13 protein-coding genes are annotated in these 15,991 nt (G+C 72.8%); 7 read left to right on the top strand and 6 right to left on the bottom strand.

The genetic code is table 11. From position 1 onward, the window contains the following. Positions 1-9 precede the first annotated feature (9 nt). Positions 10-3,342, bottom strand: a complete 3,333-nt coding sequence (locus ACLB9X_RS31270) for a S41 family peptidase (protein WP_410363799.1) — start codon at positions 3,340-3,342, stop codon at positions 10-12. A gap of 162 nt (positions 3,343-3,504) precedes the next feature. Here ACLB9X_RS31270 and ACLB9X_RS31265 point away from each other — a divergent pair, with 162 nt between their 5' ends. Together ACLB9X_RS31265 and ACLB9X_RS31260 are read left to right on the top strand one after the other, a co-directional pair. Continuing rightward, positions 3,505-4,077: a TetR/AcrR family transcriptional regulator gene (locus ACLB9X_RS31265; protein ID WP_410363798.1), complete on the top strand. Its 573-nt coding sequence runs from the start codon at positions 3,505-3,507 to the stop codon at positions 4,075-4,077. 137 nt (positions 4,078-4,214) lie between these two features. Further along, a complete protein-coding gene (locus tag ACLB9X_RS31260; protein WP_410363797.1) occupies positions 4,215-6,380 on the top strand; it encodes an MMPL family transporter in 2,166 nt (721 codons plus the stop codon). Between the two features lie 246 nt (positions 6,381-6,626). On the opposite strand, the gene ACLB9X_RS31255 is transcribed toward ACLB9X_RS31260, so the two are convergent. Next, a complete protein-coding gene (locus tag ACLB9X_RS31255) occupies positions 6,627-7,046 on the bottom strand; it encodes an SsgA family sporulation/cell division regulator (RefSeq protein ID WP_410363796.1) in 420 nt (139 codons plus the stop codon). Positions 7,047-7,236: 190 nt separating this feature from the next. On the opposite strand from ACLB9X_RS31255, the gene ACLB9X_RS31250 reads away from it, so the two are divergent. From ACLB9X_RS31250 to ACLB9X_RS31230, 5 genes are all read left to right on the top strand, one after another. After that, complete coding sequence (locus ACLB9X_RS31250) at positions 7,237-8,310, top strand: energy-coupling factor ABC transporter permease (protein WP_410363795.1); 1,074 nt, start codon at positions 7,237-7,239, stop codon at positions 8,308-8,310. 1 nt (position 8,311) lies between these two features. After that, positions 8,312-9,073: a cobalt ECF transporter T component CbiQ gene (gene cbiQ, locus ACLB9X_RS31245; protein ID WP_410363794.1), complete on the top strand. Its 762-nt coding sequence runs from the start codon at positions 8,312-8,314 to the stop codon at positions 9,071-9,073. Further along, positions 9,061-9,840: an energy-coupling factor ABC transporter ATP-binding protein gene (locus ACLB9X_RS31240; RefSeq protein ID WP_410363793.1), complete on the top strand. Its 780-nt coding sequence runs from the start codon at positions 9,061-9,063 to the stop codon at positions 9,838-9,840. The genes cbiQ and ACLB9X_RS31240 overlap by 13 nt, the downstream gene beginning before the upstream one ends. 86 nt (positions 9,841-9,926) lie before the next feature. After that, the gene (locus ACLB9X_RS31235) at positions 9,927-10,346 is read left to right on the top strand and encodes a MarR family winged helix-turn-helix transcriptional regulator (RefSeq protein ID WP_410363843.1); all 420 of its coding nucleotides are present in this window, start codon (positions 9,927-9,929) and stop codon (positions 10,344-10,346) included. Between the two features lie 161 nt (positions 10,347-10,507). Beyond that, a complete protein-coding gene (locus ACLB9X_RS31230) occupies positions 10,508-11,671 on the top strand; it encodes a serine hydrolase domain-containing protein (RefSeq protein WP_410363842.1) in 1,164 nt (387 codons plus the stop codon). A gap of 24 nt (positions 11,672-11,695) precedes the next feature. Here the strand turns inward: ACLB9X_RS31230 and ACLB9X_RS31225 are convergent, their stop codons facing one another. The 4 genes from ACLB9X_RS31225 to ACLB9X_RS31210 are packed head-to-tail and all read right to left on the bottom strand — an operon-like array spanning position 11,696 to position 15,602. After that, positions 11,696-12,493 (bottom strand): DUF817 domain-containing protein, encoded by a 798-nt coding sequence (locus ACLB9X_RS31225; RefSeq protein ID WP_410363792.1) that lies wholly within the window; start codon positions 12,491-12,493, stop codon positions 11,696-11,698. Between the two features lie 43 nt (positions 12,494-12,536). Next, on the bottom strand, positions 12,537-13,421 hold the full coding sequence (locus ACLB9X_RS31220) for an EamA family transporter (RefSeq protein WP_410363791.1): 885 nt from the start codon (positions 13,419-13,421) through the stop codon (positions 12,537-12,539). Beyond that, complete coding sequence (locus tag ACLB9X_RS31215; RefSeq protein WP_410363790.1) at positions 13,418-13,909, bottom strand: YbaK/EbsC family protein; 492 nt, start codon at positions 13,907-13,909, stop codon at positions 13,418-13,420. The genes ACLB9X_RS31220 and ACLB9X_RS31215 overlap by 4 nt, the downstream gene beginning before the upstream one ends. A gap of 55 nt (positions 13,910-13,964) precedes the next feature. Beyond that, positions 13,965-15,602 (bottom strand): penicillin-binding transpeptidase domain-containing protein, encoded by a 1,638-nt coding sequence (locus ACLB9X_RS31210; RefSeq protein ID WP_410363789.1) that lies wholly within the window; start codon positions 15,600-15,602, stop codon positions 13,965-13,967. Positions 15,603-15,991: the final 389 nt, after the last annotated feature.

The raw sequence follows: 15,991 nt of genomic DNA, 5'->3' as shown, positions 1-15,991 counted from the left end.
AGGGGGCGGTCAGTGCTCCCGCGGGGGCAGCTTCGGGCGGCGCAGGTCCGGTGCCGCCGAGTAGTCCGGGGCGAGCGCCGCGGGCGAGGACTTCAGCATGTCCAGGGCCAGTTGGACCGCGTCCTCCATGTCGGTGTGGCGGCCCTCCGCCCAGTCCAGCGGGGTGCGCAGCGAGTTCAGGTCCGGTTCGACGCCGTGGTTCTCGACGGACCAGCCGTACGCGTCGAACCACGCGGCGTTCATCGGCACCGTGATCACCGTGCCGTCGCCCAGCCGGTGCCGGCCCGTCATGCCCACCACGCCGCCCCAGGTGCGGCTGCCCACCACCGGCCCCAGGTTGAGGAGCTTGAACGCGGCGGTGATCATGTCGCCGTCCGAGGACGTCGCCTCGTCGGCGATCGCGACGACCGGGCCGCGCGGCGCGTTCGAGGCGTACGAGACGGGTTCGGCGTTGCGGGTCAGGTCCCAGCCGAGGATCTTGCGGGTGAGCTTCTCGACGACCAGCTCGCTGATGTGGCCGCCCGCGTTGCCGCGCACGTCCACGATCAGCGCCGGGCGCGACACCTCCATGCGCAGGTCCCGGTTGAACTGCGCCCAGCCCGAGCCGCCCATGTCGGGGATGTGCAGGTAGCCGCACTTGCCGCCGCTCAGCTCGCGGACGACCTCGCGCCGTTTGGCCACCCAGTCCTGGTAGCGCAGCGGGCGTTCGTCGATCAGCGGAACGATCGCGACCCGGCGCGGGTGCCCCTCGCCCTCCTCCGCGGTCTCCGCGGGCAGGAAGGTGAGTTCGACCGTGGTGCCGCCCGCCGCGGACAGCATGGGGTAAGGGCCCGTGACCGGGTCCACCGGCCGGCCGTCGACGTGGGTGAGGACCATGCCCTCGCGGATGCCCGTACCGGCCAGCGGCGAACGGGCCTTGGAGTCGGACGAGTCGCCGGGCAGGATCCGCTTGACCACCCACTTACCGTCGCGGCAGACCAGGTTCGCGCCGAGCAGCCCCATCGCCCGCTGGTAGTGCGGCGGGCCCTCGTTGCGCCGTGCCGGAGTGACGTAGGCGTGCGAGGTGCCCAGTTCGCCCAGCACCTCGCGGAGCAGGTCGGCGAACTCGTCGGGCGACGCGACCCGTTCGACCAGCGGGCGGTACTGGTCGAGCACCGCGTCCCAGTCGATGCCGCACATGTCCGGCTCCCAGAAGTAGTCCCGGATCAGCCGGCCCGCCTCCCCGTACGCCTGACGCCACTCGGCGGCCGGGTCCGCCTCGTGCAGGATGCGGCGCATGTCGAGGAAGACGGTCGAGTCGCTGTCGCCGGTCTCGGTCGCGGGCACGGCCCGCAGCTCGCCCTCGTCGACAACCACCAGCCGGCTGCCGTCGCCGCTGACCGCGAACCAGTCGAGGTGGTCGACCAGTTCCGTCCTGCGCGCCTTCGACAGGTCGAAGTGCTCCAGCGTCGGGCGGCCGGACACGTCGGCCGGATTGGCGAACGTCTCGCCCAGCGCGCCCGAGATGGGCCAGCGCAGCCACACCAGGCCGCCGCCGCTCACCGGATGCAGCGCCGAGTACTTGGAGGCCGTGACCGGGAACGGCACGACCCGGTTCTCCAGGCCCTCGATCTCGACCATCACCGCGTGGTCGCCGGTGTCCTCCAGCGGATCCAGCCCGCCCGCGGCCGGCCGGCCCTCCGGCGTGAGCGCGAACGGCGAGGGCGTCGTCGAGGACAGCGGCACCAGGTAGGGGCGGCAGCCCAGCGGGAACGACAGGTCGCCGGTGTGCACGTCGTACACGGGGTCGAAGCCGCGCCAGGACAGGAAGGCGAGATAGCGGCCGTCGCGCGTGAAGACCGGGTTCTCGTCCTCGAAGCGGCCGTTGGTGACGTCGACGATCGTACGGGCCCCGGGTTCGGCGATTCGCGCCATCCTGATCTTGCGCAGCGAGCGGCCGATGCCGGGCTGCGACCAGGTCAGCCAGCCGCCGTCCGGCGAGAAGGCCAGGTCCCGCACCGGCCCGTTGGAGGACCTGACCAGTTCGGTGACCTCGCCCGTGCCCTCCTCCGACGCGTCGACCAGCAGCAGCCGGCCGTCGTGCGAGGCGACCGCGATCCGCTCACCGTCCGGGTCCGGAGCCATCTCCAGCGCGCGCCCCAGCGCGCCCTGCGCCAGCCGCCGGGGCGGACGGTCGCCGCTCGCGCGCGGCAGGTAAGCGATCTCGATGGCGTCCTCGCCCTCCGCGTCGGTGACGTACGCGACCTGGCCGCTGTCGAGCATCTGCGGGATCCGCACCCGTACGCCCGGCGTGGCGGCGATCGTGCGGGCGGGCCCGTCGCGGTGCGTGAGCCAGTACAGGCTGCCGCGCACGCCCACCGCGCTCGCCCGGCCGGTCTCGTCGACGGACAGGGCGTCCACATGGCTCGCGGCCGGGACCTGGTACGTACGCCGGCCCGCCCGCTGGCCCCCGAGCCGTACCTCCAGCTTGCGGGGCACGGAGTCCGGGGCGAGCGCGTCGACGATCCACACCTCGCCCGCGCACTGGTAGACGATCCTGCGGCCGTCGCTGGAGGCGTGCCGGGCGTAGAACGCGTCGTGGTCGGTGTGGCGCTGCAGACCGGTGCCGTCGGGCAGGCACGAGTACAGGTTGCCGACACCCTCGTGGTCCGAGAGGAACGCGATCCGGCCGCCTTCTTCCGGCGACCACCGGTCGGCACCGGGCCCGCGGATGAACATCGGGCAGTCCAGGTGGCCGTCCAGGTCGGGCAGCAGGCGCTTGCCGTGCAGCCACAGCCGGCCCGTCGCCCCGCCCCGGTACCGCTTCCAGGCGGCGGGCTCGTGCGGGGGCTTGCCGGTGAGCAGCAGCGTGCGCCGTTCGCAGCCGGCGCCGCCGGCGTGGGTGGGCCCGGCGGCCACGTCCGTGACGGCGATGTCGGAGACCGGACCCCAGGGCAGCCGTCCGCCGGGTGCGCCGTCGGTCGGGACGCTGTAGGCCCAGGAGAAGTACGAGAAGGGCTGGCCGTGCGAGGACACGGCGAGGATCTGGCCGTCCGGGGTCCAGCCGCAGACCCGGGTGTCGGTGGAGCCCCAGTAGCTGAGCCGGCGTGCGGGCCCGCCGTCGACCGGCGCGAGGTGGATCTCCGGATCGAGACTGCGCCAGTTCGTGTAGGCGATGTGGCTGCCGTCGGGGGAGAAGCGGGGGTGGCCGACCCTGGTCCGGTCGACGGTCAGCCGCCAGGCGCGGCCGGGCCGTTGACCCTCCGGGACCAGGGGCGCGACCCACAGGTCGTCCTCGGCCGCGAAGCACAGCAAGTCGTCGTGCAGGTGCGGGAAACGGAGATACGCGGCGTGGTCACTCACCCCCCAATGCTTTCCGCGCCCGCGGGGCGCGGCAACTCGTGGGGCCGGTCCGCCTCGGCGTGACCGAGCCCACAAGCGAAACGGTTTCGTTTCGATTGCTCGCTGCGGTACCTTCGACGTGTACGAAACAGTTTCGTTCGGCAGCGATCGAGGGAGGCCGACATGACACGCAGCCGGCTCACCCCCGAGCGTGAGGCAGAGCTGTACGAAGCGGTGCTCGACCTGTTGCGCGAGGTCGGCTACGACGCCCTGACCATGGATGCCGTGGCCGGTCGCACGCGATCCAGCAAGGCCACGCTCTACCGCCAGTGGCGGAGCAAGCCCGAGCTGGTCGCCAGGGCGCTGAGGCACAGCAAGCCGGTGCATGTCGGCGACATCGACACCGGCACGCTGCGCGGCGACCTCCACGCGATGCTCGCCCGCACCGACGACTGCCGTATGGAGAAGGACTCCGCGCTGATGCGGGGTCTGGCCCAGGCGGTCCATGCCCACCCCGATCTGCACGAGGCCCTGCGCGAGCTGCTCATCGAACCGGAGATCACCGGACTCGACGTGCTGCTGCGACGGGCCGTGGACCGGGGCGAGATCAAGGCGGACAACCCCGCCCTGGGATACGTCCCGCACATGTTCCTCGGCGCTGTCGTCGCCCGGCAGCTCATCGAGGACCGCGCACCCGACCGGGCCTTCCTCACCGACTACCTCGACGCCGTGGTCCTCCCCGCCCTCGGCTCCTGACACGGCGGATCCCCACTCCGCCGGCCTTCCCCGGATCCCCAGCACGACCCGCTCACCCAGCACCACCTGACGCGCGCCGCTCTCGTCGTCGGGCCGACTCCCCTGCCCTGTTCACCTCACACACGGGAGTAGCCCTCGTGGCCACGTTCCTCTACACACTCGGACGGACCGCCTTCCGGCGCCGCCGTCTCGTCGCCCTGCTGTGGGTGGCCCTGCTCGTGCTCGCAGGCGTGGGCGCGGCCTCCGCGCCGACCGCCACGTCCTCGTCGTTCTCGATCCCGGGCACGGAGGCCCAGCGGGCCTTCGACCTGCTCGAGGAGCGCTTCCCCGGCGGCAGCGCCGACGGCGCCACCGCCCGGGTCGTCTTCAAGGCGCCCGACGGCGGGAAGATGACCGACCCCGGCCCCAGGGACGAGGTCGCCAAGGCGGTCGCCGAGCTGAAGTCCGGCTCCGACCAGGTCGCCTCGGTCACCGACCCGTACACCGCGCGCGCCGTGTCCAAGGACGGCTCGACCGCGTACGTCTCCGTCACCTACAAGGTCACCTCCATGGAGCTGACCGACGCCACGCGCGAGGCGCTGGAGGAGACCGGCACCGAGGCGCGGGAGGCCGGGCTGACAGTGGAGATCGGCGGCGACGCGCTCCAGACCATGCCGGAACAGGGGGTCGGCGAGATCATCGGCGTGGTGATCGCCGGGATCGTGCTGGTCATCACCTTCGGCTCGCTGGTCGCCGCCGGACTGCCGCTGCTCACCGCGATCATCGGCGTCGGCATCGGCATCTCCACGATCACCGCCCTGGCGAGCGTCCTCGACCTCGGCAGCACCACCTCGACGCTGGCGATGATGATCGGCCTCGCGGTCGGCATCGACTACGCGCTCTTCATCGTCTCCCGCTACCGCGCCGAACTGGCCGAGGGCCGCGAGCACGAGGAGGCAGCCGGGCGCGCCGTCGGCACCGCGGGCTCCGCGGTCGTATTCGCCGGCCTGACCGTGGTCATCGCCCTGGTCGGCCTCGCCGTCGTCAACATCCCGATGCTCAGCAAGATGGGCTTCGCCGCGGCGGGCACCGTCGTCATCGCCGTCCTCATCGCCCTCACGCTGATCCCGGCGCTGCTCGGCTTCGCGGGCAAGAGGGTCCTCGGCCGCAAGGTCCGCAAGGGCAGGCCGGTCTCCGACAAGCCGAACGCGGGCACCCGCTGGGCGCGTTTCGTGATCCGCCGCCCGGCCGCCGTCCTGCTCGCCGGCGTCGTCGGCCTCGGCGCCGTGGCGGTGCCGGCCGCCTCGCTGGAGGTGGGCCTGCCCGACGACGGCTCGCAGCCGGTCAGCACCACGCAGCGCAAGGCGTACGACCTACTGTCCGAGGGCTTCGGCCCGGGCTTCAACGGGCCGCTGATGGTCGTCGTCGACGGTGACAAGAGCGCCGCCGACCGCACGGTCGAGGTCGTCAGGGGGCTCGAAGGCGCCGCCGCCGTGACCCCGCCGACCCTCAACAAGGCGGGCGACACCGCGGTGATCACCGTCGTCCCGAAGGACCGTCCGTCCTCGGTCGCCACCGAGGACCTGGTCCAGGACATCCGGGACAAGAGCGGTGACGAGGTCCTGGTCACCGGCGCCACCGCGATGAACATCGACTTCTCGCAGCGGATGAACGACGCGCTGCTGCCCTATCTGGCGCTCGTCGTCGGCCTCGCGTTCCTGCTGCTGATGGTCGTCTTCCGGTCGGTGCTGGTGCCGCTCAAGGCCGCACTCGGCTTCCTGCTCTCGGTCGTCGCGGCGCTGGGCGCGGTCGTGGCCGTCTTCCAGTGGGGCTGGCTGGGCTCGCTGTTCGGCGTCGAGCAGACCGGCCCGATCATGTCGATGATGCCGATCTTCATGATCGGCGTGGTCTTCGGTCTCGCGATGGACTACGAGGTCTTCCTGGTCACGCGCATGCGGGAGGCGTACGTCCACGGCGAGCGGCCCGGTGAGGCCATCGTCACCGGCTTCCGGTACGGGGCCCGGGTGGTGACCGCGGCGGCCGTCATCATGATCGCGGTCTTCTCCGGCTTCATCGGCTCCAGTGAGCAGATGGTCAAGATGATCGGCTTCGGCCTCGCGATCGCGGTGCTCTTCGACGCCTTCGTGGTCCGGATGGCGATCGTGCCGGCGGTGCTGGCCCTGCTCGGACACAAGGCCTGGTGGCTGCCGCGCCGGCTGGACCGGGTGCTGCCCAACGTGGACGTGGAGGGCGAGAAGCTCCACAGGGAGCTCGCCGGCAAGCCGGGCGACCCGGACGAGGACCGGGAGCTGGTCCGCGTCTGAGCCCCTGCGGCGTCGCGGTGCGTTGCTCGCGGGGTGATGCGCACCGCCCACGTACGCGGCCCCTGATGAGTGGCCGTCGTGGCCGTATCCGCCGGTCCAGGCGGATACGGCCGCGACGCGCTGCCGCGACGCGCGGGCTGCGGCAGGTGGGTCGCCGGGGTGCGTGGGCGGCGCACGCCGGGTCGGGCCGGTGTGCGGGGTGCCGCCGGCGCGGCGGGCCCCCCGCGTATGCGTGGTGTGGCCCGGTCAGGCCGGTGTCGGGGGTGCCGTCGGTGCGGCGGGCGGGGTCCGCGCGGGCTCCGGGCGCGGGGTGGCGGCCTGTGGGGCCGGGCCCGTCGTGGCGACCGCGTAGGTGTGGAGCAGGAAGCGGCTCAGTGTCTTGGCGTCGAACTGCACCACCGCGACGCCGTCGTGCGTGTGGAACTCGACCACCGCCTGCACCCGGCCGCACGGCCAGATCTCTATGTCCCCACGCCTGACCGGAGCGTTCAGGCCGCTCTCCAGCACCTCGCGCGGGAACGTCCACTCCCTGCCGCTGGGGAACGAGAAGCACACGGCCTGTGGGTCCTCGGCGGGGTCGTAACTGAGTGAGACGCGTACGGAGCGGTACTGAGGCGCGTCGGTGATGATCCTGCCTCGTGCGTGTTCCATGACGGCGGGGGACATGGCCTGCTCCTCACACTCGTCCGTTTTGACCTCTCATATCCCATATTCCGCGTAGGGTGCTCGCTCCGCTTCCCGGCCGCACCCCCCACCTGGGCCCCGTGCTCATCTGTGACCCGACCGCTCTTGCGAATGGTTCGCAAGAGGGCCCTATCATGGGACGCTTACTCATCTGTCCGAAGCGGAGCCCGCCATGCATGTCCCCGACGGATTCATCAACGCGCCGGTGTCCGTCGCCGCCGGAGCCGCCGCCGCCGGAGCGGTCGCCGTCAGTCTCCGCGGCGCCCGCCGCGAGCTGGGCGGATCGGCCGCCGCGCTGCCCGGCGCCGACCGCACCGCACCGCTCGCGGGCCTCGTCGCCGCGTTCGTCTTCGCCGTACAGATGCTGAACTTCCCGGTCGCCGCCGGCACCAGCGGGCACCTGCTGGGCGGCGCGCTGGCGGCCATCCTCGTCGGGCCGTTCACCGGCGTCCTGTGCATCGCCGTCGTGCTGCTGATGCAGGGCGTCCTCTTCGCCGACGGCGGTCTCACGGCCCTCGGCGTCAACATCACCGTCATGGGCGTCGTGACCGTCCTGGTCGCGTACGGGCTGTTCCGCGGGCTCGTCACGGTCCTGCCGCGCACCCGGCGCTCGGTGACCGTCGCCTCCTTCGTCGCGGCGCTGGTCTCGGTGCCGGCCGCCGCCGCCGCGTTCACCCTGCTCTACGCCGTCGGCGGGCTGACCGACGTGCCGATCGGCTCGGTGCTCACCGCGATGGTCGGCGTCCACGTCCTGATCGGCATCGGCGAGGCCGCGATCACCGCGCTCACCGTGGGCGCGGTGCTCGCCGTGCGCCCGGACCTGGTGTACGGCGCGCGCGGCCTGACGGCCCCGCTCAAGCTCCGCGTCGGCGGCGAGCTCGTCGACGCCCCGGCCGAGCCGGCCCCCGTGGCCGCCAGGTCCCCGCGCAAGGTGTGGCTGACCGGCCTCGCGACCGCGTTCGTCCTCGCCGGGTTCGTCTCCTTCTACGCCTCGGCCAGCCCCGACGGCCTGGAGAAGGTCGCCGCCGACACGGGCATCGACAAGACCGTCGAGGAGCACGCCGCGGCCGGTTCGCCGCTCGCCGACTACGGCGTCGAGGACATCACGGACGCCCGGCTCTCCGGCGGCCTCGCCGGCGTCATCGGCGTCGGCGCGACGGTCGCCGTCGGCACCGGGGTCTTCCGCGTCGTACGCCGCCGCCGTACGGACAGCGAGCAGGACACCCCCGTGCGGAGCTCCGTCTGACATGGGTGCGGGTCACGCCCACAAGCTCTACCGGCACGGGCACTCGCCGGTCCACACGCTGCCCGCCCACTGCAAGCTGGCCGCCGTCCTGTGCTTCGTGCTCGTCGTCGTCTCGACGCCGCGCGAGGCCGTATGGGCCTTCGGCCTGTACGCGGTGCTGCTGGCGGCGGTCGCCGCGGTGGCCCGCGTCCCGGCGGGATTCGTGCTCAAGCGGCTGCTGATCGAGATCCCGTTCGTGGCCTTCGCTCTGCTGATGCCGTTCGTCGTCCCCGGCGAGCGGACCGAGGTGCTCGGGGTGGCGCTGAGCGTCCCGGGCCTGTGGGGCGCGTGGAACATCCTCGCCAAGGGCACGCTCGGTGTGGCCGCCTCCGTACTCCTCGCCTCGACGACCGAGCTGAGTTCGCTCCTGCTCGGCCTCCAGCGGCTGCGGCTGCCCTCGCTGCTGGTCCAGATCGCCTCGTTCATGGTCCGCTACGGCGACGTGATCGCCGACGAGATGCGCCGCATGTCGATCGCCCGCCGCTCGCGCGGCTTCGAGGCGCGCGGTGTGCGCCACTGGGGCGTGCTGGCCAAGACGGCGGGCGCCCTGTTCATCCGCTCGTACGAGCGCGGTGAGCGGGTCCACCTCGCCATGGTGAGCCGGGGATACAGCGGGACCATGCCGGTCCTGGACGACGTGCGTGCCACGCCCGCCCAGTGGTCGTACGCCGCCGCACTGCCCGTGACCGCGCTCGCGGTCTGTCTGCTGGGATGGACACTGTGACGACCTCTGCGCCGATGACCGCCCCCTCGCTGGAGGTACGCGGGCTCGCGTACGCGTACCCCGACGGACACCAGGCCCTCTTCGGCGTCGACCTGACGGTCGGGCGCGGCGAGCGGGTCGCCCTCCTCGGCCCCAACGGCGCAGGCAAGACCACCCTCGTCCTGCACCTCAACGGCATCCTGGCCGGCGGGGTCGGCACGGTCGCCGTCGCCGGACTGCCGGTGGCCAAGGAGAACTTCGCGGAGATCCGACGCCGGGTCGGCATCGTCTTCCAGGACCCGGACGACCAGCTGTTCATGCCCACCGTCCGCGAGGACGTCGCCTTCGGGCCGGCCGCCTCCGGCCTGCGCGGCCGGGAGTTGGAGCAGCGGGTCACGGGCGCGCTGGAACGGGTCGGCATGGCGGACTTCGCGGACCGGCCGCCGCACCACCTGTCGTTCGGGCAGCGCCGCCGTGTCGCCGTCGCGACCGTGCTCGCGATGGAGCCGGAGATCCTGGTCCTGGACGAGCCCTCGTCCAACCTCGACCCGGCCTCCCGCCGCGAACTCGCCGACATTCTGCGGTCGTTGGACGTCACGGTCCTGATGGTCACGCACGACCTGCCGTACGCGCTGGAGCTGTGTCCCCGCTCGGTGGTGCTCAGCGACGGCGTCATCGCCGCCGACGGCACCACGCAGGACCTGCTGAGCGACGAGGACCTGATGCGGACGCACCGGCTGGAGCTGCCCTTCGGCTTCGACCCGAAGTCCGTGACAATGGGCGCGTGAACCGCATCGACGAGACCCGCGCCGACGGGACCCGCGCCGACGGGACCCGTGCCGACGGCGCCCCGGCCACGAGGGGCGCCGCATCGCTGCTGCTCGACGACCAGCTGTGCTTCGCGCTGTACGCGGCCCAGCGCGCGGTGACGGCCGCCTACCGTCCGCTGCTGGCGGAGCTGGGCCTGACGTATCCGCAGTATCTGGCGATGCTGGTCCTCTGGGAGCGCGGCGAGGTCCCGGTCAAGGAGCTGGCCGCCGCGCTGCGGCTGGACTACGGCACCGTCTCGCCGCTGCTGAAGCGGCTGGAGTCGGCGGGGCTCGTGCGCCGCGAGCGCTCGGCGGCGGACGAGCGCTCGGTCCGGCTGGTGCTCACCGACGAGGGCGGGGCGCTGCGCGAGCGGGCCGAGCGGGTGCCGGAACAGCTGATGCGCAGCACCGGCCTGGAGGGTGCCGAGATCGCACGGCTGCGCGCCGAACTGCACCGGCTGGCCGAGGCGGCGCAGCCGGGGTGACCCCGCGCTGCCGGCCCTGCCCGTACTCCGCCGCGAACCGCGACAACACCGACATGTCCGTCGCCCTGAGCTGACGCCCCGACAGGTGCGCCCCCGGAATCGGGGCGGTCTGGACCACGTTGCACCATGGGGGGATGAACGGCAGCGAGGGGGCACACGTGGTGGACGTCCGGGGCACAGTGGCGGACGGCTTCGAAGCGGTCGCGGACGCCTTCGTGCGCAACTTCGAACAGCGCGGCGAGCGCGGGGCCGCGGTCGCCGTCTACCACGACGGCCGCAAGGTCGTCGACCTGTGGGCGGGCACCCGGGACGTGGACGGCCGCGAACCGTGGGCCGTCGACACCGCCCAGGTCGTCCGCTCGGCGACCAAGGGCGTCGCCGCGGCCGTGGTCCTCCTGCTCCACCAGCGCGGCCAGATCGACCTGGACGCGCCGGTCGGCACGTACTGGCCGGAGTTCAAGGCAGCGGGCAAGGAGCGCGTGCTCGTCCGCCACCTGCTCGCGCACCGCGCCGGCCTGCCCGTACTGGACCGGCCGCTCACCCCGGCCGAGGCCGGGGACGGCACGAGCGGCCCCGCCGCGCTCGCCGCCCAGGCCCCCGCCTGGGAGCCGGGCACCGCGCACGGCTACCACGCGCAGACCTACAGCTGGCTGCTGGGCGAACTGGTGCGCCGCGTCACCGGCCGGACCATGGGCCGCTGGGTCGCCGAGGAGATAGCCCGCCCGCTCGGCCTCGACTTCTGGATCGGCCTGCCCGCCGACGAGAGCCACCGCGTCGGCCGCCTCGGTCCCGTCGCCGAGCCGGCGACCGCCCAGGGCGGCGGCCTCAAGCTCCGTCCCAAGCGCTCCGTCTCCGAGGCCTACCGGGACCCCGCCTCCCTGACCCGCCGCGCCTTCGGCGCCATCGACCCGGCGCCCGACGAGAACGACCCCGCCTTCCGCGCCGCCGAACTCCCCGCGTCCAACGGCATCTCCACCGCCCGTGCCCTCGCCCGTTTCTACGCGGCCACCATCGGCCGGGTCGACGGCGGTCCCCGGCTGTTCGCCCCGGCCACCCTCACCCTGGCCCGCACCGAGGAGTCCGCCGGACCCGACCGCGTGCTCGTGGTCTCCACCCGCTTCGGCCTCGGCTACATGCTCCACGGCCCCGCCTCGCCGCTGCTGGGCCCCGGCTCCTTCGGCCACCCCGGCCGCGGCGGCTCCCTCGGCTTCGCCGACCCCGAGTCGGGCGTCGCGCTGGGCTACGCGACGAACGGCATGCGCAAGGGCGTGACGGCCGATCCCCGCGCGCAGGCGCTGATCAGGGCGGTGCGTTCGGCCCTGTGACCTTGGACGGCGGCCTGCTCGCCGTCAGCTGCGGTTCCGGGCGACCGCGCGTGAGCCGGACAGCGAGAGGCGGGCCGGCCCCGCCGTCAGCACGAACGTGACCGAGATGAGCAGCGCCCACGCCCCGAACTTGGCCACCGACACCGGCTGCCAGCCTCCCAGTTGGTCCGGATAGCTCCAGGCCCCCGCGTACGTCGCGATGTTCTCGGCGACCCACAGGAAGAAGCCGATCAGCACGAACGCCAGGGCCAGCGGCATCCGGTGGTCGCGCTCGCCCACCCGGAACCGCACCCACGTCCCGGCGGTCGCGCACAGCAGCAGCGCCGCGAGCACCCAGCGCGCGTCGGGCAGCCAGTGGTGGCTGAAGAAGTTCACGTAGACGGCGGCCGCCAGCACCGCCATGGCCCGGGGCCGGTAGCCGGTCAGCCGCAGGTCGAACAGCTGCCAGGCCCGGCACAGGTAACTGCCCACGGCCGCGTACATGAACCCGCCGTACAGCGGTACGCCGCCGATCTTCGTCAGCGCCTCCTCCGGATAGCTCCAGGAGCCCATCCGCACCTTGACCAGCTCGAAGAGAAGCCCCACGAGATGGCAGCACGCGATCACGGCGGTGTCGCGGGCGCTGTCCCAGCCGACCTTCCTGGCGAGCACGGCCAGGGCGATGCCGTAGAGCAGCAGCAGGTCGTAGCGGGCGATGGGCAGGTCGGGCAGCTGCCCCGAGACGGCGATGCCGCCGACGAGAGCGACGGCGAAGGCGCAGCAGCGCGCCTCCAGCAGGCCGAAACGGAGCAGCTGGCGTATCCCGTGTGCGATCGTCCCCATGGCGGCAGGGACGCCGGCGACACGCCGCCCGGTTCGCCGGTGGTCAGCCCGCCTTGAGCATCAGGGCGATGCCGAGCACCATCAGGCACGCCGCCGTGATCCGCGGCGCCCCGAACCGCTCCTTGAACAGCAGCGCGCCGATCGCCGCGCCGACGATGATCGACGACTCCCGCAGCGCCGCGATCGGCGCGAGCGGGGCGCGGGTCTGGGCCCACAGCACCAGTCCGTACGCGGCGATCGACATCGCCGCGCCGAGCAGTCCGCGGCCCACGTGCGGCCGCAGCTGGCCGATCAGCGCGCCCCGGCGGGCGTACACGGCGTAGGCCGGGATCAGGACGCCTTCGAGGATCATCAGCCAGGCGATGTAGCCGACCGGTGTGCCGGACGCGCGGACGCCCACGCCGTCGACCACCGTGTACGCGGCGATGGACAGCCCGGTCGCGAGCGCGGCCGCGATCGCCGGCCAGTGCGGGCGCGTGCCGGAGCCTGGGGGCACCTCCCGGGCCCCTCGGCCCAGGGGGATGATGCCCCACAGCGCGACGCCGACGAGACCCGCCGACGCGACGCCGACGCCGGCCGCCTGCCAGACCCCCAGGTGCTCGCCGACGAACACCACGGCCGCGACCGTCACGACCAGCGGTGCCGTGCCGCGCGCGATCGGATACATCTGCCCGAAGTCGCCGAGGCTGAACGACCGCATGAGCAGCGCCTGGTAGCCGACGTGCAGCAGTGCGGACGCGACGAGGAACGGCCAGGCGCCCGCCGCGGGCACCGGGGCGAAGCACGCCATGACCGCGCCCATGACGGCGGCGCCGCCGGCTATCAGGGTGAACGCGACGAGCTGGTCCTTGATCCCGTGCGCCAGGGCGTTCCAGCCCGCGTGCGTGACCGCCGCGACGAGCACCGCGGCGGTGACGAGCAGCGTCACGCCGTGCGCTCGCGGACGTCCACGATCGTGCCGCCCGCGTGGGCGATGAGCGTCTTGGGGTCGAGCGGGAACACCGTGTGCGGGGTCCCGGCCGCCGCCCAGACCACGGCGTGGTCGAGCAGCCCCCGGTCCGCGAGCACCTGTGTGCGGGTGCGGTGACCGAACGGCGGTACGCCCCCGATGGCGTACCCCGTCGTCTCGCGCACCAGGTCGGCGTTCGCCCGCCGCACCGACTCGGCGCCCAGTTCCGTACGGACCCGCTCGACGTCCACGCGCGACGAGCCGTCCATCAGTACCAGCACCGGCCGGCCGTCCGCCTCGAAGATCAGCGACTTGACGATCTCACTGACGTCGCAGCCGACGGCCTCCGCCGCCTGCGCGGCGGTGCGGGTGGCGTCCGGGAAACGGCGTACGGGGACGTCGAGTCCGAGCTCGCGCAGCGCCTCGGCGAAGCGGGGATGGGCGCCTGTGGTGTCCTGAGTGCTCATGGCCCGCACGCTAGCGGTGGCTGTACGGGCCATGCGACCGGGTTTCACCTCACGGTCAGCGGGCGTTCAACACCCGCGCGACGACCGTGCCCGCCGCGTCGCCGCCGTGCCCGCCGGAGTCGACGACGGCGGCCGCGGCGAGGTCGTCCGCGTATCCGGTGAACCAGGCGTTGGAGTCGCCCTGGCCGTCGACCTCGGCGGATCCGGTCTTGGCGCCCTTGGTCCCGCCGACGGAGGCCATGGCGCGGGCGCCGGTGCCTGCGCCCGTGGCTCCGGCGCTCATCAACTGACGCAGGGTCTGCGCCATGCCCGCGGGAAGCTGCTGTGCGGTGGCCAGTTCACGGTCGTCGAGCGACTGCGGGACGATCACCGGCTGCCGGAACTCCCCGCCCTTGACGGTCGCGGCGATGGACGCGACGTTGAGGACGTTCATCTGGATCCTCCCCTGGCCGATGTACGAGGCCGCCGTCTCGGCGCCCGTCGAGGCGGGGACCGCACCGTCCCAGGTCTTCACGCCGGTCTGCCATTCGGCGCCGATGCCGAAGTACTTCAGAGCCGTCTCGCCCAGTGCCGAACCGGCGCTCTGCCCCAGCGGCTTGACCGGCTTGATGAAGGTCGTGTTGCAGGACCGGGCGAACGCCTGCCGGAGAGTGGTGGTCCCCAGCGAGAAGTCCTTCAGGTTGTGGAACTTGCGCTCCCAGGTGACCGTCGCCGGGCACTCGACCTTCGAGCCAGGCCCGCTGACCAGACCCCTGTCCAGCATCATCGCCGCCGTCACGATCTTCATCGTCGAGCCGGGCGCCTGCGCACCCCCGAACGCCGTGTTGAAGCCCTGCGCCGGGCTGTTCGCGACGACCCGGATCCGGCCGGTGCCCGGCTCGACCGCGACGACGGAGGCCGTCCCGTACTGCTGCACCGCCTTCTCGGCGGCCGCCTGCACGCCCGCGTCCAGATACGTCTGGAGCGTGCCCTCCTCGCCCTTGGTGAGCGTGAGCAGGGTCTGGTCGGGCACGCTGCCGTCCGTCGAGGTGATGACCATCTCGACGCCGGGTCTGCCGCCCGCCTGCGCGCCGTACTTCTCGCGCAGCTCGTCCAGGACCGGGCCGAGTGAGGGGTACTTCTCCTTGGTCAGCTCCACGCCGTGCTTGTCGACCGCCTTGATCGGCGGCGCGGACGCGGTGTCCGTGGCGAGCGAGGCGCCCTTGGTGAGCTGCGGGTGCACGACGGACGGCTGCCAGTCGACCAACGGCCTGCCGGTGGTGAGCCCGCGGACCACCGTCAGCCGGGAGGAGTACGACCAGGGCTTGGACACCCCGTCGAACTCCACGGTCGCCTCGACGGTGAACGGCACCGTCGTCCCGGTCGCCGCGCCGGGCCTGATCACGGCCTTGGTGACGTGGGCGTCCTCGCGATAGCCGGTGAGCAACGGCTCCGCCTCGGCCGCGTTGTTGGTCAGCTGCGCGGCGATCGGCCCGTCGCCCGCGGCCCACGCGGCGAGGAAGTCCTTCGCGGTCTTCTCGACCTCGTCCGCACCGGGCGGCCCGGTCTCCTTCGCCGCGGACCGGGTGCCGACACCACCCTCCCCGCCGCTACCGGTGAGCCCGTTGTAGAGGTTCCATCCCCCGTAGCCGACGCCCGTCGCCACGACGGCGAACACGCCGCCGACGACGGCGACCTTCGCTCCACTGCGCATGACCGCAGCCCCCTCCCCAGAGTGCACATCCTGAACACGTTCAAGATCGCGAGTCGGGTGCACTCTACGGGACGGGGGTGACGGGGGGAAGGCAATCAGGGGACTGCCGCGATTCTTCCGTTTCCTCGGTGCCTCCTGCTCCGAGCCGGACGGGCCCGGCACCTCCCGGTGCCGGGCCTGTCGTCGTCGCAGCTACACCCATGTGTCCAGCCACATCCGGCCGCGCCAGTCGTCTATCGGGATCGGCGTGCCCGTGTAGATCGGCCAGAAGTAGATGAAGTCTCGACGCTTGCGCCGTACGTGGCCTTGACCAGCACTTTCATCGCCGCCCGGGGGCGGTCATACACCTACCGGGCCGTCTCAGGGCCGTGATCAAGCTCCTGAGCGCT

This window comes from Streptomyces sp. 5K101 (assembly GCF_046506645.1).
Taxonomy (GTDB): domain Bacteria; phylum Actinomycetota; class Actinomycetes; order Streptomycetales; family Streptomycetaceae; genus Streptomyces.
This window is presented reverse-complemented; position numbering and strand designations above follow the sequence as displayed.